18 protein-coding genes are annotated in these 18232 nt (G+C 72.2%); 15 read left to right on the top strand and 3 right to left on the bottom strand.

What is annotated here, in order from left to right; genetic code table 11:
- Positions 1 to 42: 42 nt before the first annotated feature.
- Positions 43 to 843, bottom strand: a complete 801-nt coding sequence (locus EES42_RS29740; RefSeq protein WP_124721361.1) for an IclR family transcriptional regulator — start codon at positions 841 to 843, stop codon at positions 43 to 45.
- Between the two features lie 362 nt (positions 844 to 1205).
- Between EES42_RS29740 and allB the strand changes: the two genes are divergently transcribed.
- From allB to EES42_RS29755, 3 genes are all read left to right on the top strand, one after another.
- Positions 1206 to 2549 carry an allantoinase AllB gene (gene allB, locus EES42_RS29745; RefSeq protein WP_124721362.1) on the top strand — a complete coding sequence of 448 codons (1344 nt, stop codon included), beginning with the start codon at positions 1206 to 1208 and terminating at the stop codon, positions 2547 to 2549.
- 2 nt (positions 2550 to 2551) lie between these two features.
- On the top strand, positions 2552 to 3667 hold the full coding sequence (alc, locus tag EES42_RS29750; protein ID WP_124721363.1) for an allantoicase: 1116 nt from the start codon (positions 2552 to 2554) through the stop codon (positions 3665 to 3667).
- Between the two features lie 92 nt (positions 3668 to 3759).
- Positions 3760 to 4089, top strand: a complete 330-nt coding sequence (locus tag EES42_RS29755) for a putative quinol monooxygenase (RefSeq protein ID WP_124721364.1) — start codon at positions 3760 to 3762, stop codon at positions 4087 to 4089.
- Positions 4090 to 4120: 31 nt separating this feature from the next.
- Here the strand turns inward: EES42_RS29755 and EES42_RS29760 are convergent, their stop codons facing one another.
- A complete protein-coding gene (locus EES42_RS29760) occupies positions 4121 to 4870 on the bottom strand; it encodes an SDR family NAD(P)-dependent oxidoreductase (protein ID WP_124721365.1) in 750 nt (249 codons plus the stop codon).
- A gap of 207 nt (positions 4871 to 5077) precedes the next feature.
- Here EES42_RS29760 and EES42_RS29765 point away from each other — a divergent pair, with 207 nt between their 5' ends.
- The 5 genes from EES42_RS29765 to EES42_RS29785 all read left to right on the top strand — a co-directional run bounded on the left by EES42_RS29765 (position 5078) and on the right by EES42_RS29785 (position 10157).
- A complete protein-coding gene (locus tag EES42_RS29765) occupies positions 5078 to 5701 on the top strand; it encodes a dihydrofolate reductase family protein (RefSeq protein ID WP_124721366.1) in 624 nt (207 codons plus the stop codon).
- Between the two features lie 139 nt (positions 5702 to 5840).
- Positions 5841 to 6764: a DMT family transporter gene (locus EES42_RS29770; RefSeq protein WP_124721367.1), complete on the top strand. Its 924-nt coding sequence runs from the start codon at positions 5841 to 5843 to the stop codon at positions 6762 to 6764.
- 119 nt (positions 6765 to 6883) lie between these two features.
- Positions 6884 to 8101, top strand: coding sequence for a sensor histidine kinase (locus EES42_RS29775; protein ID WP_124721368.1), 1218 nt, complete (start codon positions 6884 to 6886; stop codon positions 8099 to 8101).
- A 61-nt stretch (positions 8102 to 8162) separates the two neighbouring features.
- Positions 8163 to 8897, top strand: coding sequence for a response regulator transcription factor (locus EES42_RS29780; protein WP_124721369.1), 735 nt, complete (start codon positions 8163 to 8165; stop codon positions 8895 to 8897).
- Positions 8898 to 8960: 63 nt separating this feature from the next.
- Positions 8961 to 10157 (top strand): cytochrome P450 family protein, encoded by a 1197-nt coding sequence (locus EES42_RS29785; RefSeq protein ID WP_124721370.1) that lies wholly within the window; start codon positions 8961 to 8963, stop codon positions 10155 to 10157.
- A gap of 54 nt (positions 10158 to 10211) precedes the next feature.
- Here the strand turns inward: EES42_RS29785 and EES42_RS29790 are convergent, their stop codons facing one another.
- Positions 10212 to 11234, bottom strand: a complete 1023-nt coding sequence (locus tag EES42_RS29790) for a Gfo/Idh/MocA family protein (RefSeq protein WP_124721371.1) — start codon at positions 11232 to 11234, stop codon at positions 10212 to 10214.
- 137 nt (positions 11235 to 11371) lie between these two features.
- Between EES42_RS29790 and EES42_RS29795 the strand changes: the two genes are divergently transcribed.
- The 7 genes from EES42_RS29795 to EES42_RS29825 all read left to right on the top strand — a co-directional run bounded on the left by EES42_RS29795 (position 11372) and on the right by EES42_RS29825 (position 18213).
- Positions 11372 to 12130: a GntR family transcriptional regulator gene (locus EES42_RS29795; protein ID WP_124721372.1), complete on the top strand. Its 759-nt coding sequence runs from the start codon at positions 11372 to 11374 to the stop codon at positions 12128 to 12130.
- Positions 12131 to 12223: 93 nt separating this feature from the next.
- Complete coding sequence (locus tag EES42_RS29800) at positions 12224 to 13228, top strand: sugar ABC transporter substrate-binding protein (RefSeq protein ID WP_124721373.1); 1005 nt, start codon at positions 12224 to 12226, stop codon at positions 13226 to 13228.
- Between the two features lie 194 nt (positions 13229 to 13422).
- Positions 13423 to 14406: a sugar ABC transporter substrate-binding protein gene (locus EES42_RS29805; RefSeq protein WP_124721374.1), complete on the top strand. Its 984-nt coding sequence runs from the start codon at positions 13423 to 13425 to the stop codon at positions 14404 to 14406.
- Complete coding sequence (locus tag EES42_RS29810) at positions 14403 to 15455, top strand: ABC transporter permease (protein ID WP_124721375.1); 1053 nt, start codon at positions 14403 to 14405, stop codon at positions 15453 to 15455. The genes EES42_RS29805 and EES42_RS29810 overlap by 4 nt, the downstream gene beginning before the upstream one ends.
- A complete protein-coding gene (locus EES42_RS29815) occupies positions 15452 to 16312 on the top strand; it encodes an ATP-binding cassette domain-containing protein (RefSeq protein ID WP_124721376.1) in 861 nt (286 codons plus the stop codon). Before EES42_RS29810 ends, EES42_RS29815 begins: the two co-directional genes overlap by 4 nt.
- A 132-nt stretch (positions 16313 to 16444) precedes the next feature.
- Positions 16445 to 17608: an ROK family glucokinase gene (locus EES42_RS29820; protein WP_124721377.1), complete on the top strand. Its 1164-nt coding sequence runs from the start codon at positions 16445 to 16447 to the stop codon at positions 17606 to 17608.
- Between the two features lie 14 nt (positions 17609 to 17622).
- Complete coding sequence (locus EES42_RS29825; RefSeq protein ID WP_124721378.1) at positions 17623 to 18213, top strand: hypothetical protein; 591 nt, start codon at positions 17623 to 17625, stop codon at positions 18211 to 18213.
- The last annotated feature ends 19 nt before the right edge of the window (positions 18214 to 18232 follow it).

Consider the following 18232-nt stretch of genomic DNA (forward strand, 5'->3'; position numbering starts at 1 on the left):
GTACCGGGAGGGGGTGGCCGCCGGCCGCCCCCTCCCGGTGTCTCAGCCGGTGGAACCGCTGCTCGCCAGTGCGTCGGAGAGTTCCTCGGCGGCCTGCTGGAGGATCGGCACGATCCGTTCCGTCGCCGCGTCCGTCACCCGGCCCGCCGGGCCGGAGATCGAGATCGCGGCCGAGGTGGGCGAGTTCGGTACGGAGACCGCCAGGCAGCGCACCCCGATCTCCTGCTCGTTGTCGTCGACCGCGTAGCCGACCCGGCGGACCTGCTCCAGCGCGTCGAGGAAGCCGTCGGGGGTGGTGATCGTCTTCTCGGTGGCGGCGGGCATCCCGGTACGGGCGAGCAGCGCCCGCACCTCCTCCGGCGGCGTGTGTGCCAGCAGCGCCTTGCCGACCCCGGTGGAGTGGGGGAGCACCCGGCGGCCCACCTCGGTGAACATGCGCATCGAGTGCTTGGACGGCACCTGCGCCACGTACACGATCTCGTCGCCGTCGAGCAGCGCCATGTTCGCGGTCTCGCCGGTCTCCTCGACCAGCCGCGCGAGATACGGGCGGGCCCAGGTGCCCAGGAGCCGGGACGCGGACTCGCCGAGCCGGATCAGCCGGGGGCCCAGCGCGTAGCGCCGGTTGGGCTGCTGGCGTACGTATCCGCAGAGCACCAGCGTGCGCATCAGGCGGTGAATGGTGGGCAGCGGCAGCCCGCTGCTCGCGGAGAGCTCGCTCAGCCCGACCTCACCCCCCGCGTCCGCCATCCGTTCCAGCAGATCGAAGGCACGCTCAAGGGACTGCACACCACCGCTGGGAGCGGCGGGCTTGGAGTCGGATGTGCTGGCGTGGGACGGCGGCACGTCAACGGTCCTTTCGAGGCGGAAGAGCTGGTGCCCCGCCCGGCGAGGCACCCTGCAGCCTACCGGGCGGTTCCCGATCGGCGCACTGCTCGGGGTACGGCGTCCTGGCCGGTCAGAGCCCGTTTGTCCCGGTGTCGGCAGTCGGCCGGGCAGATCTCAGGGCCGGCACTGGTCCCATGTTACGTTCCGCTCTCCGAAATGAGACTTTTACTTTGTGGAAATCTCCAGTTGTGGCCCCGGAGTGGCCCGACGGCCGCCCGGCGAGGAGGGTGGGGTCTTGACGGGCTCGAATCCCGAGTGAAGACTCCTTCAACAGTTCGTTGAATTCATCAGCGTTCGAAAGACCGAAGTGAGGAGCACGGGTGTCCGGTGCGGACGTGGAACTGGTACTGCGCTCGACGCGTGTGGTCACTCCGGACGGGACGCGCCCCGCAGCGGTCGCCGTCGCCGACGGGAGAATCGACGCCGTCCTGCCGTACGACGCCGAGGTGCCGGCCGGTGCCCGGCTGGAGGACTTCGGCGACGATGTCCTGCTGCCCGGGATCGTCGACACCCATGTCCATGTGAACGACCCGGGCCGCACGGAGTGGGAAGGCTTCCACACCGCCACCCGCGCGGCGGCGGCCGGCGGCATCACCACCCTGCTCGACATGCCGCTCAACTCCCTCCCGCCGACCACCACCGTCGACCACCTGCGCACCAAGCAGCGGGTGGCCGCCCCCAAGGCGCACATCGACACCGGCTTCTGGGGCGGCGCGATCCCGTCCAACGTGAAGGACCTGCGTCCGCTGTACGAGGCCGGGGTGTTCGGCTTCAAGTGCTTCCTGTCGCCCTCCGGCGTCGAGGAGTTCCCGGAGCTCGGCCAGGAGCAGCTGGCCCGGTCCATGGCGGAGATCGCCGGCTTCGGCGGGCTGCTGATCGTGCACGCCGAGGACCCGCACCACCTGGCCGAAGCCCCGCAGCACGGCGGGCCCGCGTACGCCGACTTCCTCGCCTCCCGGCCGCGCGACGCCGAGAACACCGCGATCGAGGGACTGATCGCGCACGCCAGGCGGCTGAACGCCCGCGTCCACGTCCTGCACCTGTCCTCCAGCGACGCCCTGCCGATGATCGCCGCCGCCAGGCGTGAGGGCGTCCGGGTCACCGTGGAGTCCTGCCCGCACTTCCTGACCCTCACCGCCGAGGAAGTCCCGGACGGCGCGACGGAGTTCAAGTGCTGCCCGCCGATCCGTGAGGCGGCCAACCAGGACGCGCTGTGGGAGGGGCTGGCCGACGGGACGATCGACTGCATCGTCTCCGACCACTCGCCGTGCACCACCGACCTCAAGACGCCGGACTTCGCCTCCGCCTGGGGCGGGATCTCCTCGCTCCAGCTGGGGCTGCCCGCCATCTGGACCGAGGCCCGCAGGCGCGGCCACTCGCTCGACGACGTCGCCCGCTGGATGTCGGCCGCCCCCGCCGAACTGGCCGGACTGACCCGCAAGGGCGCCATCGAGGCCGGCCGGGACGCGGACTTCGCGGTGCTCGCCCCGGACGACACGTTCACCGTCGACCCCGCCGAACTCTTCCACCGCAACCAGGTCACCGCCTATGCAGGCAGGACCCTGTACGGCGTCGTGAAGTCGACCTGGCTGCGCGGCGTACGGATAGCGGCCGAAGGCACCGTCGGCGAACCCACCGGCCGCCTCCTCGAAAGGAACCACTGACCATGACCGCGACAGCCCGCTTCACCGGTGACGCGAACCCGTACGGCGGCGGCGACCCGTACGCCGACTACCGCACCGCCGACTTCCCCTTCACCGGCCTCGTCGACCTCGCCGACCGGCGGCTCGGCGCGGGCGTGATCGCTGCCAACGACGAGTTCTTCGCCGAGCGCGAGAACCTGCTCAGGCCGGAGCCCGCCGAGTTCGACCCCGAGCGCTTCGGCCACAAGGGCAAGATCATGGACGGCTGGGAGACCCGGCGCCGCCGGGGTGCGAGCGCGGACGTGCCGCACCCCGCGGACGAGGACCACGACTGGGCGCTGGTACGGCTCGGGGTCCCCGGAGTCGTACGCGGCATCGTCGTCGACACCGCGCACTTCCGCGGCAACTACCCGCAGGCGGTCTCCGTCGAGGCGGCCTGCGTGCCCGGCTCCCCCTCGCCCGGGGAACTGCTCGCGCCCGAGGTGAAGTGGACGACGCTCGTCCCCCGTACGGCGGTCGGCGGGCACGCGGCCAACGGCTTCGTGGTCGGGGCCGGGCAGCGCGTCACCCATCTGCGGGTCAACCAGCACCCCGACGGCGGGATAGCCCGCCTCCGGGTGTACGGCGAGGTCACCCCCGATCCCGACTGGCTGGCCGCCCTCGGCACCTTCGACCTGGTCGCCCTGGAGAACGGCGGCACGGTGGAGGACGCCTCCGACCGCTTCTACTCCCCGGCCACCAACACCATCCAGCCCGGCCGGTCCCGCAAGATGGACGACGGCTGGGAGACCCGGCGCCGGCGCGACAGGGGCAACGACTGGATCCGCTACCGGCTCGTCGAGCAGGCGGAGATCCGCGCCGTCGAGATCGACACCGCGTACCTGAAGGGCAACTCGGCGGGCTGGGCGAGCCTCTTCGCCCGCGACGGCGAGAGCGGCGAGTGGACCGAGGTGCTGCCCCGGACCCGGCTGCAGCCCGACACCGACCACCGCTTCGTCCTGCCGGAGGCGGCCCTGGCCACGCACGTCCGGATCGACATCTTCCCGGACGGCGGGATCTCCCGGCTCCGGCTCTTCGGCTCACCCACCGAGCGGGGCGCCGCACGGCTGGCCGCCCGCCACCGCGAGCTGGGCGGGTAGCCCGACGTCGGACGGGCCGGTGTCCGGCCCGTCCGACGCCATCCGGGTGTGCCCGATGAGTCCGCGTCCAGGGCATATGCGACCCTGGACGCATGATCTTCATCGCCGTCAAGTTCACCGTCCGCAGCGACGAGCGGGACAACTGGCTCCCGGCCGTCGAGCCCTTCACCCTGGCCACCCGGCAGGAGCCGGGGAACGTGTTCTTCGAGTGGTCGTACAGCGTGGAGAACCCCGACCAGTTCGTCCTGCTGGAGGCCTTCGCCTCCCCCGAGGCCGGTGCCGCCCACGTGAAGTCCGAGCACTTCGCGGCGGCCATGGACCTGATGGCGGACCTGGTCGCCGAGACCCCCGAGATCATCAACGTGGAGGTGCCGGGCGAGGGCTGGTCCCGGATGGCGGAGGTCACCCCGCGCTCGCGGTGAGGGCTCCGCAGCTGTTCCGGCGCGGCCCCGGTCAGGCCGCGTGGCCGCCGTCCACCACCACCTCCGTACCGGTGATGTACGCCGCCTCCTCACCGGCCAAGTAGGCGACGAGGGAAGCCACTTCGTCCGTGGTGCCGAAACGGTCCAGGGCCGTCGCCGCACGCTGGCCGGAGGCGAAGGGGCCGTCGGCCGGGTTGAGGTCCGTGTCGACCGGACCGGGCTGCACCAGATTGACCGTGATGCCGCGCGGGCCGAGCTCACGGGCGAGCGGCTTGGTGAGACCGGCCAGCGCCGACTTGCTCATCGCGTAGAGAGTGGAGCCGGGACCGCCCGCGTGCCGGCTCAGGGCCGTACCGATGGAGACGATGCGGCCACCGTGCTCCATCAGCCCCGCCGCCGCGCGGCAGGCCAGGAACACCGCCCGCACATTCACCGCGAGCACCCGGTCCACATCGGCCGGGGTGAGAGTGCCGATGGGGCCCAGGACGCCGATCCCCGCGTTGTTGACCAGGATGTCCAGCCGGCCCAGCGCCTGCGCGGCGTCGGCCACGGCCGCCGGGACCGCTTCGGGGTCGGCCGAGTCCACGCGCAGGGCGATGCCCCGTCGGCCGTACGAGCGGATCCTCGCCACGACCTCGTGGGCGGCCGCCTCGTCCTGTACGTACGTCAGTGCCACGTCGACGCCCTCCCGGGCGAGCCGCAGGGCCGTCGCGGCGCCGATGCCGCGGCTGCCCCCGGTGACGAGTGCGGTACGGGTCGTGCCGGTGATGGTGCTGGTCATGACGGTTCCTTCGTCGGTCGGTGGTGTCCGGGCCGGTGCCCCGACACGCACCAGCAAAGTCGCTGCGCCCGGCCGTCACCGGCGGGAATCGGACCCCTGGGTGAGGCGCCCTCCCCACGGCCCGGCCGGCGCGCACCGATGAGTTCCGGGTGGCAGCGGGGTCACAGGAGAAAGACCATCGTTGGACCGGAACACAGGAGAAGGACCATGGCCAAGCTGACTCTCACCACCTTCCTGTCGCTCGACGGCGTCATGCAGGCGCCGGGCGGGCCCGACGAGGACCGCAGCGGCGGCTTCGAGTACGGCGGCTGGACCGTGCCGTTCGCGGACGAGGGCATGCGGCAGTTCATCGAGGAGCAGTTCGACCGGTCGGCGGCCTTCCTCCTGGGCCGCCGCACGTACGACATCTTCGCCGCGCACTGGCCCAAGGTGACCGACCCCGGGCACCGGATCGCCGGCAGCCTCAACGCCCGCCCCAAGTACGTCGTCTCGACCACCCTGGAATCGCCCGAGTGGCACAACACGACCGTCATCTCCACGGACGTCGCCGGGGAGGTCGCCCGCCTCAAGGAGCGGACGGAGGGCGGCGAGCTCCAGATCCACGGCAGCGGGGCACTCGCCCGGTCACTGATGGCGCACGGCCTGATCGACGAGTACAACCTGCTCGTCTACCCGGTGGTGCTGGGCCGGGGACACCGGCTCTTCCCGGAGGGCGGGCAGCCGACCGCCTTCGAGCGGATCGGGGCGCGGGAGACCCGCAGCGGAATCTCGGTCCACACCTACCGGCCCGCCGGCCCGGCCGAGTTCAGCAGCTTCCCCCCGGAGAACTGAGCAGGCCGGGACGTCCCGGAGCGGCGCTCCGGAAGGGGTGTTCCGGGCCGGGCCGCGCCCGGTACGGTGATCGCTCCGCGTGCGAGCCGTCGAGGTCTCCACACCGTTCCCGCTGTGGAGAACCAGGAGAAGCAGCCAGGTGTCCTCGATCGCCGTGCCCGCCCTCGCCCCGTCCCGCCGCGCCTGGCTCACCGATCTGCCCGTGCTGCTTGTCGCGGTCGTCTGGGGTTCGAGCTACCTGGCGGCCAAGGGCATCACCACCGCCCAGACCGTCCTCGCCGTGCTCGTGCTGCGGTTCGCCGTCGTACTGCCCGTGCTGGCCGTGGCCGGACGGCGCAGGCTGCGGGCGCTCGGCGCGGCACAGTGGCGGGGGGCCGGCCTGCTGGGGCTCGTCCTCAGCGCGATCTTCCTGGTGGAGACGTACGGCGTCGTGCACACCTCGGCGACCAACGCGGGGCTCGTCATCAGCCTCACGATGATCTTCACCCCGCTCGCCGAGGCCGCCGTGACACGTGTCCGGCCGCCCCGCGCCTTCCTCGCCGCCGCCGCGCTCTCGGTCGCCGGAGTGGTGCTGCTGACCCAGGGCGGCGGATTCACCAGCCCCTCGGCCGGCGATCTGCTGATGCTGGTGGCCGCACTCGCCCGTACCGTGCACGTGCTGCTGATGGCCCGCATCAAGTCGGTGCGGGGCGCCGACTCGCTGTCGCTGACCACGGTCCAGCTGGGCAGCGCCGTCGCCGTCTTCGCCCTGCTGTCGGCCGTTCCCGGCACCGGCGAGGCACCGTGGACGGTGGCCGCCGGATTCGGCGTCCGGGAATGGGGCGGGCTGCTGTTCCTCTCCTTCTTCTGCACGCTCTTCGCCTTCTTCGTGCAGATGTGGTCCGTGCGCCGCACCTCGCCGTCCCGGGTCGGCCTGCTGCTCGGCACGGAACCGCTGTGGGCCGCCGCCGCGGGCATCGCGATCGGCGGCGAGCGGCTCGGCGTCCTCGGCGCGGTGGGCGCGGTGCTCGTCCTGGCCGGCACCGCCTGGGGCCGCCGCGCGGTCACCCCGGCCGCTCCCTGAGCCGGCCGGCGGCCGCCGTCCTCGCGCCGCCCGTCCGAAAGTCTCGTCTTTCGCGACTTTGGTCGCCGGTCGCCTCCGCACGGCCGGGATCACCCGCCCGGCCTCGGTAGTTTTGTGGCATGACCCGTACGGAATACCGCTGGCTGCTGCCCTCGGCGATGGCCGACCCCGAGCTGCCCGGCGACCGGCGCGGCCGCGCGCGACGCACCGTGCGGGACTGGGCCGTCGACCTGACGGCATTCCTCTGCGCGGTCGCGGTGGGCATGGTCACGGTCGCGACGATCGAGGCCGACCCCACCACCCCCGACGGCGTCCTGCTCGCCGACATCGTGGTCGGTGCCCTGGCCTGCTGTGCGCTGTGGGTGCGGCGGCGGTGGCCGTTCGGCATCGCGGTGGGCCTGGTCCTGGTCTCCGCGATCGAGCCGGTCGCGGCGGGGGCCATGCTCGTCGCGCTGTTCGGCGTGGCCGTGCACCGCCCGTTCCGGCCCGTGGCGGCCGTCGGGGCGCTCGCCCTGGTCCTCACCCCGGTACAGCCGTATCTGCGTCCCGACCCGGGCACCTCGTTCGTCGAGGCCACGGTCATCGGGGCGCTGCTGCTGCTGCTGGTGATCAGCTGGGGCATGGCCGTACGGTCCAGGCGGCAGCTCGTCGTCACCCTGCGCGAGCGGGCCCACCGGGCCGAGACCGAGGCCGGGCTCCGCGCCGAACAGGCGCAGCGGCTCGCCCGCGAGGCCATCGCCCGCGAGATGCACGACGTCCTCGCCCACCGGCTGACCCTGCTCAGCGTCCACGCCGGCGCCCTCGAATTCCGCCCCGACGCACCGAAGGCCGAGGTGGCCCGCGCCGCCGGGGTCATCCGGGACAGCGCGCACGAGGCGCTCCAGGACCTCCGCGAGATCATCGGGGTCCTGCGCAGCCCGGGCGAGAGCGACGGCGACCGGCCGCAGCCCACCCTCGCCACGCTGGACTCACTGATCGACGAGTCCCGGCTGGCCGGCATGAAGGTCACCCTCGTCAACCGCGTCGACGACCCCGGCGCGGCCCCCGCCGCCACCGGCCGCACCGTCTACCGCATCGCCCAGGAGGGCCTGACCAACGCCCGCAAGCACGCACCCGGCACCGAGGTCACCGTCACGGTCACCGGCGCCCCGGGCGAGGGACTCACCGTCGAGGTGCGCAATCCGGCGCCAACCGAGCCCTTCGAGCAGGTCCCCGGCTCCGGCCAGGGACTCATCGGCCTCACGGAGCGCGCCACTCTGGCCGGGGGCAGCCTCGACCACGGGCCGGAACCCGACGGCGGTTTCCGGGTCCGGGCCTCGCTGCCGTGGCCGGCCTGACCGCCGCGGGCACCCGGGGCCCCGGCACGGCCGGTCTCCGGGCCTGGCTACGGTGGTCGCCATGACCACCCCGACCCCGATGGACCCCGCGGCGCAGCCCGTCCGGCTGATCATCGTCGACGACGACCCGCTCGTACGCGCCGGGCTCACCCTCATGCTCGGCGGCGCCGACGACATCGACATCGTGGGGGAGGGGGCGGACGGCACGGAGGTCGCCGGACTCGTCGACCGGCTGCGTCCCGACGTGGTGCTGATGGACATCCGGATGCCGGGCATGGACGGGCTGACCGCGACCGAGTCGCTGCGCACCCGGCCCGACGCCCCGGAGATCATCGTCCTGACGACGTTCCACGCCGACGAACAGGTGTTGCGGGCCATCCGTGCCGGAGCGGCCGGTTTCGTACTGAAGGACACCCCGCCGGCGCGGATCGTCGACGCGGTACGACGGGTGGCGGCCGGTGATCCGGTGCTGTCGCCCGCGGTGACGCGTCAGCTCATGGCCCGTGCGGCCGGGGCCGGGCCCCGCACCGGCCGTGACGACCGGGCGGACCGCGCCGACCGGGCACGGGCGCGGGTCGCCGCACTCGCCGAGCGGGAACGCGAGGTCGCGATCGCCGTCGCACGCGGCCGTTCCAACGCCGAGATCGCCGCCGCGCTCTACCTCAGCGTGGCGACCGTGAAGACCCAGGTGTCCCGGATCCTGGCCAGGTTCGGCTTCAACAACCGTGTCCAGATCGCGCTGTTGGTGCATGACGCGGGCCTGCTCGACGATGACGGCACGGAGCCGGCGACATAGGGTGAACCGGTCGGCCCGAAGCGATCGAGCCGAGCGGGCCGTCAGACCGGGAGGGGCGATCCCATGTCCGATGCCAGTGACCGTGCCGAGGTCGATGTCGATCTGAGCGGGATCGCGGACTTCACCGCGAACCCGTATCCGTACTACGAGAAGCTGCGCGCCGCGGGCCCGGTGCACACCGTCCGCACCGACGAGTTCGAGCGCGTCTGGCTGGTGGTGGGGTACGACGAGGCCCGCGCCACCCTCGCCGACCCGCGGTTCGCCAAGGACTGGCGGGGCCTGCCGGGCGCACCCACCGAGAGCGACCCCATCTTCCTCAACATGCTGGAGCTGGACGCACCCCACCACACCCGGCTGCGCAAGCTCGTCGCCCGGGAGTTCACCGCCCGCCGGGTCGAGGCGCTGCGCCCTCGCGTCCAGCAGATCACCGACGAACTCCTCGACGCGATGGTGCCCGCCGGCCGCGCCGATCTCGTCGACGCGCTGGCCTTCCCGCTGCCGATGACCGTCATCTGCGAACTGATCGGGGTGCCGGACCTGGACCGCGACGCCTTCCGCGGACTGTCCAACGGCGTCATCACCCCGGCCTCGCCGCTCCAGGAGATGGAAGCGGTCCGCGCCATGAGCGAGTACCTGCGCGAACTCATCGAGGACAAGCGGTGCTCGCCCGGCGACGACCTGATGAGCGCGCTGGTCCGGACACGTGACGAGGAAGGGGACCGGCTGTCGCCCGACGAACTCGTGGGCATGGCCTTCCTGCTGCTCGTCGCGGGCCACGAGACCACGGTCAACCTGATCGCCAACGGGGTACGGGCGCTGCTCGACCACCCCGGCCAACTGGCCGCCCTCCGCGACGACCCGGAGCTGACCGGCGGTGCGGTCGAGGAGATGCTGCGCTACGACGGGCCGGTGGAGAACGCCACGTTCCGCTACCCGCGCGAGCAGGTCGAGATCGGGCAGCGGACCGTCCCGGCGGGCGCCCCGGTCCTGGTCTCCCTGGCCGGCGCCGACCGGGACCGGGCGCGCTATCCGCAACCGGACACCTTCGACATCCGCCGCGACGCCCGGGGCCACCTGGCCTTCGGGCACGGCGCCCACTTCTGCGTGGGTGCGCCGCTGGCCCGGATGGAGGGCCGGATCGCGATCCGTACGCTGCTGGAGCGCTGCCCCTCCCTCGCCAGGGACCCGGGGGCGGGGGAGCTGGACTGGATTCCCGGGATGCTGATCCGCGGGGTGCGCGGGCTGCCGGTCCGATGGTGAGCCGAGGCGCCCCGGACTGAACGGACTCGACCCGGAGACGGGCGCGGCGGGGCGCTACGCGGAGGGCCCCGCCGCGCCGGCGGCGATCTCCGCGACCGCCACCGGGCGCCGCTCCCGGCGGGAGACCTCGCACGCCTCCGCGATCAGCAGCGCGGACAACGCCTCCCGGCCGTCGCACGGGTTGGGCCGCTCGCCCCGCACCACCCCTACGAACGCGTCCAGTTCGGCCTCGTACGCCGGAGCGAACCGCTCCAGGAAACCGGGCCAGGGCGAGGAGGGGGCCGGGGGGCCCTGCGGTTCGGCCGAGGTGAGCGGTGTGCGGCCGTCCAGGCCGACCGTGATCTGGTCCAGCTCGCCCGCCAGCTCCATCCGTACGTCGTAACCGGCGCCGTTGCAACGGGTGGCCGCCGCCGTGGCCAGGGTGCCGTCGTCCAGGGTCAGCAGCACCGCCGCCGTGTCGACGTCGTCGGCCGCCCGGAACATCCCGGGCCCGGCGTCCGACCCGGCGGCGTACACCTCCGTCACCTCACGGCCCGTCACCCACCGCAGCATGTCGAAGTCATGGACCAGACAGTCCCGGTACAGCCCCCCGGAGAGCGGCAGATACGCGGCGGGCGGCGGGGCGGGGTCCATCGTCACCGCCCGCACGGTGTGCAGCCGGCCCAGCGCACCGGCCCGCACGGCGGCCCGGGCCGCCCGGTAACCCGCGTCGAACCTGCGCATGAAGCCCAGCTGGAGCACGCTCCCGGCCCGGTCGACCTCGCGCAGCGCGGCCGAGGTCCCCGGCAGGTCCAGCGCGATCGGCTTCTCGCAGAACGCCGGGAGCCCGGCCCCCGCCGCCCGGCCGATCAGCTCCGCGTGCGCCGAGGTGGCCGAGGCGATCACCACCGCGTCCACCCCCGCGCCGAACACCTCGGCCGCACCCGGGACCGCCGTCGCACCGACACGCTCGGCGACCTCCGCCGCCCGAGTCCCGTCGGTGTCCGTCACCACCAGGGCGTCCACCTCGGGATGGCGGGCCAGCACGCCCGCGTGGAAGGAACCGATCCGGCCGGTGCCGATGAGTCCGATGCGCATGGACCCAACGTGCCGCCCACCGGCTGCGCTGTCAACCATATGTCCTGACAAGGTGCCCCTTGTTCGTTGGTCATGCTGTCCGGACAACAGGACGACCGGACTTCCGGAGTTTCTGACGTCAGGGATACCCTCCACGCGTGCCCAAACCCACCACCGACCCGGCCGCACTCGAACTCGGCGTGGACCGCTCCAGCCCGATCCCGCTCTACTTCCAGCTCGCCCAGCAGCTGGAGGCCGCCATCGAGCAGGGCCGGCTCGCCCCCGGCAGCCTCCTCGGCAACGAGATCGAGCTGGCGGCACGGCTCGGCCTGTCCCGGCCCACGGTCCGCCAGGCCATCCAGTCGCTGGTCGACAAGGGGCTGATGGTGCGCCGTCGCGGCGTCGGCACCCAGGTGGTGCACAGCAGGGTCAGGCGCCCGCTCGAACTGAGCAGCCTCTACGACGACCTGGAGGCGGCGGGCGGGCACCCCACGACCCGCGTCCTGCGCAACACCGTGGAGCCCGCCGACGCGGCGGTGGCCGAAGCCCTCGCGGTCGCCGAAGGCACCGACGTACACCTCGTCGAGCGGCTGCGGTACGCGCACGGCGAGCCGCTGGCACTCCTGCGCAACCACCTGCCGCCCGGGATCCTCGACCTGGACACCGCGCGGCTGGAGGCCACCGGCCTGTACCGGCTGATGCGCGGCGCCGGAATCACCCTGCACAGCGCCCGCCAGACCGTCGGCGCCCGGCTCGCCACCGCCGAGGAGGCGGCAGGGCTCGCCGAGGCCGAAGGGGCCGCCCTGCTGACGATGGAGCGCACCACCTTCGACGACACCGGGCGGGCGGTCGAGTTCGGCTCCCACATCTACCGGGCCTCCCGCTACACCTTCGACTTCCAGCTGCTCGTACGGTGACGACGGCCGCCCGGCCCCGTTGACGCCGCGTACGACCACCGCTAGAACTCCTCCAGCCGCACTCGGGCGGCCGGGAGAGAAAGCGGACCCACCATGCGTACCTCTCGCAAGGCAGCAACCCTGATCACCGCCGTGGCCCTCGGCATCGGGCTCACCGCCACCGGCTGCAGCGGCTCCGGCGGCCGGAGCGCCGAGGAGAAGCCCGCGCGGGGCGGCGCCGGCGCGGCCGCCGGCACGCCCCGGATGAAGATCGCGATGGTCACGCACTCGGGGGAGGGCGACACCTTCTGGGACATCGTGCAGAGCGGCGCGAAACAGGCGGCGGCCAAGGACAACGCCGAGTTCCTGTACTCCGCGAACAAGGAGGGCAAGGAGCAGGCCCAGCTGGTGCAGGCCGCCATCGACCAGAAGGTCGACGGGCTGATCGTCACCCTCGCCAAGCCGGAGGCCGTCAAGGACGTCGTCGCCAAGGCCGTGAAGGCCGGCATACCCGTGGTGACCATCAACTCGGGCGCGCAGTTCTCGAAGGAGATCGGCGCGCTCGGGCACATCGGGCAGGACGAGCAGGTCGCGGGCGAGGCCGTCGGCGACGAGCTCGACGCACGGGGCCGCAAGAAGGCACTCTGCGTCATCCACGAGCAGGGCAACGTGTCGCTGGAGGAGCGCTGCGCCGGGGTGCGCAAGACCTTCGGCGGCGAGGTCGAGAACCTGAACGTCGAGGGCACCAACATGCCGGCCGCCACCTCCTCGATCGAGGCGAAGCTCCAGGCCGGCAAGGACATCGACGCGGTCGTCACCCTGGGCGCCCCGTTCGCCGCCGCCTCGGTCAAGGCCAAGGAGGGCTCCGGCAGCACGGCCGAGGTCGACACCTTCGATCTGAACGCCGAGGTCGTCGAGCGGCTGAAGGCCCGGGAGGTCGGCTTCGCCGTCGACCAGCAGCCCTACCTCCAGGGCTATCTCGCCGTCGACGAACTCTGGCTGAACCGGACCAACGGCAACGTCGTCGGCGGTGGAAAGCCGGTGCTCACCGGCCCGGCGATCGTCACCGCGAAGGACGTGCCGCAGCTGGAGAAGTACACCGCGCGCGGTACCCGGTGAACCTCCCGCGCACCGCCGCGCCCACCCGGCGCCGACACACGCGTCCCGCCCCTGCCGGGCGGCGCCGGCGACCGCTCGGGGATACTTGGCCAGCCGGGCCGGGAGTACACCATCCCCGGCCCCTCCAAGCAGCACAGCGAGCAGCACAAGAAGGGCACGGCGTCGTGGCAAGGGTTCGGACAGGGGTACGTGCGATGGGCGCCGTGCTTGCGGCGGTGCTCGGGGCTTCCCTCGTGGGATGCAGCAGCACCGGTGGCAAGCGGGCGGAGGAGCGCGCGGCCCGGGCCGCCGCCGAGGGCCGGGCCGCGGTGGACACACCCCGCTGGACCTTCGCGATGGTCACCCACTCGGGCGACGGCGACACCTTCTGGGACATCGTCCAGCGGGGCGCCGAGCAGGCGGCCGTCAAGGACAACATCAAGTTCCTGTACTCGCACAACGACGAGGCGCAGCAGCAGGCACAGCTGGTGCAGGCCGCCATCGACCAGAAGGTCGACGGGCTGATCGTCACCCTCGCCAAGCCCGACGCGATGAAGGACGTCGTGACCAAGGCCACCAGGGCCGGAATCCCGGTGATCACGGTGAACTCGGGCTCCGCGGAGTCCAAGCGGTTCGGCGCCCTCACCCACATCGGCCAGGACGAGTCCATCGCGGGCGAGGCGGTCGGCGAGGAGCTCAACACGCGGGGCCGCAAGAAGGCGCTCTGCATCCTGCACGAACAGGGCAACGTCGGCCACGAGCAGCGCTGCGCCGGAGCGAAGAAGACCTTCGACGGTCAGCTGCAGAACCTGTACGTCGAGGGCACCAACATGCCCGACGTCCAGGCGTCCATCGAGGCGAAGCTCCAGGCCGACAAGGACATCGACGCGGTCGTCACGCTCGGCGCGCCGTTCGCGGACGCCGCCGTCAAGGCGAAGAGGACCGCGGGCAGCAAGGCCGAGATCGACACCTTCGACCTGAACGCCAAGGTCGCCACGGCCCTTCAGGACAAGACCCTCGGCTTCGCGGTCGACCAGCAGCCCTACCTCCAGGGGTACGAGGCCGTCGACCTGCTCTGGCTCTACCGCTACAACGGCAATGTGCTCGGCGGTGGCCGCCCGGTCCTGACCGGACCGCAGATCATCACCTCCAAGGACGCCGCCGAACTCGCCCAGTACACGAAGCGGGGGACCCGATGAGCACGGTTGCCGGACCGTCCGCCCCGGCCGGGACCGACGAGCGGCTGATGCGCACCTCACCGCTGCGCAGGCTGCTCGGCCGTCCCGAGCTCGGCTCGGTGGTCGGCGCCGCGGCCGTCTTCATCTTCTTCTCGGTCGTCGCCGACAGCTTCCTGCGCGCCTCCAGCCTCGGCACCGTGCTGTACGCGGCCTCGACGATCGGGATCATGGCCGCGCCGGTGGCGCTGCTGATGATCGGCGGCGAGTTCGACCTCTCCGCCGGTGTGCTCGTCACCAGCTCCGCGCTGGTCTCGTCGATGTTCAGCTACCAGATGACCGCCAACGTCTGGGTCGGCGTCTTCGTCTCGCTGCTGGTCACCCTGGCCGTCGGGGCGTTCAACGGCTTCATGCTGACCCGCACGAAACTGCCGAGCTTCATCATCACGCTCGGTACGTTCCTGATGCTGACCGGCCTCAATCTGGGCTTCACCAAGCTGATCAGCGGGACCGTGTCCACCAAGGCCATCGGGGACATGGAGGGCTTCGACTCGGCCCGCAAGGTCTTCGCCTCGCAGTGGACGGTCGGCGGCGTCGAGTTCAAGGTCACCATCCTGTGGTGGGCGGTCCTCGTCGCGATCGCCACCTGGATCCTGCTCCGTACCCGCTTCGGCAACTGGATCTTCGCGGTCGGCGGCGAGGCCGACGCGGCCCGCGCGGTCGGTGTCCCGGTGATCCGTACCAAGATCGGCCTCTACCTCGGGGTCGCCTTCGCCGCCTGGGTCTCCGGCCAGCACCTGCTGTTCTCCTTCGACGTGGTGCAGTCCGGCGAGGGCGTCGGCAACGAGCTGATCTACATCATCGCGGCCGTCATCGGCGGCTGTCTGATCACCGGCGGCTACGGCTCGGCGATCGGCTCCGCGGTCGGCGCCTTCATCTTCGGCATGACCAGCAAGGGCATCGTGTACGCGGAGTGGAACCCGGACTGGTTCAAGTTCTTCCTCGGAGCCATGCTGCTCCTGGCCACCCTGCTCAACGCATGGGTACGCAAGCGCGCGGAGGCGACGAAATGACGGCCCCCAAGGCACCGGCCGACCGGGAGGCGCCCCACCGGGCGCTCGTCGAGCTGGACCACGTCAGCAAGTTCTACGGCAACATCAAGGCCCTGACGGACGTCTCGCTGGAGGTCCACGCGGGCGAGATCTCCTGCGTGCTCGGCGACAACGGCGCCGGCAAGTCCACCCTGATCAAGATCATCGCGGGGCTGCACCGGCACGACGCCGGGACCTTCCTCATCGACGGCGAGGAGACCACCCTCGCCAACCCGCGCGACGCCCTGGACCGCGGCATCGCCACGGTCTACCAGGACCTGGCCGTCGTCCCCCTGATGCCGGTCTGGCGCAACTTCTTCCTCGGCTCCGAGCCGACCACCGGCGCCGGCCCCTTCAAGCGCCTCGACGTGCGGCTGATGCGCGAGACGACCCGCTCCGAGCTGCTGCGCATGGGCATCGACCTGCGCGACGTCGACCAGCCGATCGGCACCCTCTCCGGCGGCGAGCGCCAGTGCGTGGCCATCGCGCGGGCCGTCTACTTCGGCGCCAAGGTCCTCGTCCTGGACGAGCCCACCGCCGCGCTCGGCGTGAAGCAGTCCGGGGTGGTGCTCAAGTACGTCGCGGCCGCCCGCGACGCGGGTCTCGGCGTGGTCCTCATCACGCACAACCCGCACCACGCGTATCTCGTCGGGGACCGTTTCGTCCTGCTGAAGCGGGGCGCCATGTCCGGCAGCCACACCAAGGAGTCCATCACCCTGGACGAGCTGACCCGTCAGATGGCGGGCGGCAGCGAGCTGGAGGAGCTCAGCCACGAGCTGGAGCGGGCGCCCGCTCCGACGCATCTCGGCGGCCATCCGGTCACCGGCGACGCCGAGTAGCGTCCGCCGGCAGCGGCCCCGTACCCACCGGTCCGCCAGCCCCGGTGCCCCGGCAGTGGCAGAATCGAGCCCGACGGGCGCAGTCCGCCGCCGGGTGCACCGCCTCCGGCTCCCCCAGACCCCGCAGGGACGATGAGCACGTACCGCGACTTCACACACCGCGGCTCCGCCCGCGCCACCGTCCTTCGGACGGTGGGCACCCGGGAGCGGCGCTCGCACCTCACGGCACCGCGGGTACCCACCGTCGGGATCGACATCGGCGGTACGAAGGTGATGGCGGGCGTCGTCGACGCCGACGGCAACATCCTGGAGCAGCTGCGCACCGAGACGCCGGACAAGTCCAAGAGCCCCAAGGTCGTCGAGGACACCATCGTCGAGCTGGTCCTGGACCTCTCCGACCGGCACGATGTGCACGCCGTCGGCATCGGCGCGGCCGGCTGGGTCGACGCGGACCGCTCCAAGGTGCTCTTCGCCCCGCACCTCGCCTGGCGCGACGAACCGCTGCGCGACGCCCTCGCCTCCCGCCTCGTCGTCCCGGTCATGGTCGACAACGACGCCAACACCGCCGCCTGGGCGGAGTGGCGGTTCGGCGCGGGCCGCGGCGAGGACCACCTCGTCATGATCACGCTCGGCACCGGCATCGGCGGCGCGATCCTGGAGGACGGCCAGGTCAAGCGCGGCAAGTACGGCGTCGCCGGTGAGTTCGGCCACATGCAGGTGGTGCCCGGCGGGCACCGCTGCCCCTGCGGGAACCGCGGCTGCTGGGAGCAGTACAGCTCCGGCAACGCCCTGGTGCGGGAGGCCAAGGAGCTGGCCGCCGCGGATTCCCCGGTGGCGCACGGGATCATCGAGCGGGTCAAGGGCAACATCCCCGACATCACCGGGCCCCTCATCACCGAACTGGCCCGCGAGGGCGACGCGATGTGCGTCGAGCTCCTCCAGGACATCGGCCAGTGGCTGGGCGTGGGCATCGCCAATCTGGCCGCCGCGCTCGACCCCTCCTGCTTCGTCATCGGGGGCGGCGTCAGCGCCGCCGACGACCTGCTCATCGGCCCGGCCCGGGACGCCTTCAAACGCCATCTCACCGGCCGCGGCTACCGTCCCGAGGCCCGGATCGCCAAGGCCCAGCTCGGCCCGGAGGCGGGTATGGTCGGCGCGGCCGACCTCGCCCGGCTGGTGGCCCGCAGATTCCGCCGTGCCAACCGCCGCCGGGTCGAGCGGTACGAGCGGTACGCCCAGATCTACGACCAGGCCGCGAGCACCATCCGCAATACGCGCAACACCCGCACCTCCTAGGGATCCCCAGACACATGACCGCAGCCGAGCACCCCGTCCTGCCGCGTCAGTCCACGCCGTCCGACGACGGCCGGCCGCCGCAGGACCGGCGCCGGATGATCCGCCGCAGGCTGATCACGGCGACCATCATCGTGCTGCTCATCGGCATCCCGGCCGGCTATCTGCTGATCTCCGCCGGGCAGAGCCGCCGCGCCGGGCAGAACAAGGAGGCCGAGGCCTCCGCGCAGGGGCTCCGGGAGGGCTGGCCGTCCCGGATGCAGCGGCGGATCTTCGAGCTGCCGATGCCCGGAAACTCCCTGGACGTGCAGTACTACGAGACCAACAACTGGAAGGCCAGCCGGCTCTACGTGGAGTTCCGCACCACGTCCGCCGGGCTCGACCGCTTCCTCGGCCGGATGGGCAGCGGGCGCTCCGACCTGGAGCCCGGCAAGGTGACCATCGGGGAACGCGACCGGAAGGTCTCGGGCTGGGAGTTCGGCCCCGGGGTCGAATGGGCGGGCACCAGGCACACCAACAAGGACCCGCGTCCCACCCAGGACATCATGGTGAACATGACCGACCCGATGAACCCCGTCGTGTACGTCGTCTCCGCGGCGACCCCCTGAGCGCGGGTCCCGCCCCGGC

Source organism: Streptomyces sp. ADI95-17 (assembly GCF_003846175.1).
GTDB classification, from domain to species: domain Bacteria; phylum Actinomycetota; class Actinomycetes; order Streptomycetales; family Streptomycetaceae; genus Streptomyces; species Streptomyces sanglieri.

Excerpts from the sequence above, each read along its gene's own strand:
- alc (WP_124721363.1), top strand. The coding sequence starts at position 2,552 with ATGACCGCGACAGCCCGCTTCACCGGTGACGCGAACCCGTACGGCGGC.
- EES42_RS29755 (WP_124721364.1), top strand. The coding sequence starts at position 3,760 with ATGATCTTCATCGCCGTCAAGTTCACCGTCCGCAGCGACGAGCGGGAC.
- EES42_RS29760 (WP_124721365.1), bottom strand. The coding sequence starts at position 4,870 with ATGACCAGCACCATCACCGGCACGACCCGTACCGCACTCGTCACCGGG.
- EES42_RS29765 (WP_124721366.1), top strand. The coding sequence starts at position 5,078 with ATGGCCAAGCTGACTCTCACCACCTTCCTGTCGCTCGACGGCGTCATG.
- EES42_RS29775 (WP_124721368.1), top strand. The coding sequence starts at position 6,884 with ATGACCCGTACGGAATACCGCTGGCTGCTGCCCTCGGCGATGGCCGAC.
- EES42_RS29780 (WP_124721369.1), top strand. The coding sequence starts at position 8,163 with ATGACCACCCCGACCCCGATGGACCCCGCGGCGCAGCCCGTCCGGCTG.
- EES42_RS29785 (WP_124721370.1), top strand. The coding sequence starts at position 8,961 with ATGTCCGATGCCAGTGACCGTGCCGAGGTCGATGTCGATCTGAGCGGG.
- EES42_RS29790 (WP_124721371.1), bottom strand. The coding sequence starts at position 11,234 with ATGCGCATCGGACTCATCGGCACCGGCCGGATCGGTTCCTTCCACGCG.
- EES42_RS29800 (WP_124721373.1), top strand. The coding sequence starts at position 12,224 with ATGCGTACCTCTCGCAAGGCAGCAACCCTGATCACCGCCGTGGCCCTC.
- EES42_RS29805 (WP_124721374.1), top strand. The coding sequence starts at position 13,423 with ATGGGCGCCGTGCTTGCGGCGGTGCTCGGGGCTTCCCTCGTGGGATGC.
- EES42_RS29810 (WP_124721375.1), top strand. The coding sequence starts at position 14,403 with ATGAGCACGGTTGCCGGACCGTCCGCCCCGGCCGGGACCGACGAGCGG.
- EES42_RS29815 (WP_124721376.1), top strand. The coding sequence starts at position 15,452 with ATGACGGCCCCCAAGGCACCGGCCGACCGGGAGGCGCCCCACCGGGCG.
- EES42_RS29820 (WP_124721377.1), top strand. The coding sequence starts at position 16,445 with ATGAGCACGTACCGCGACTTCACACACCGCGGCTCCGCCCGCGCCACC.
- EES42_RS29825 (WP_124721378.1), top strand. The coding sequence starts at position 17,623 with ATGACCGCAGCCGAGCACCCCGTCCTGCCGCGTCAGTCCACGCCGTCC.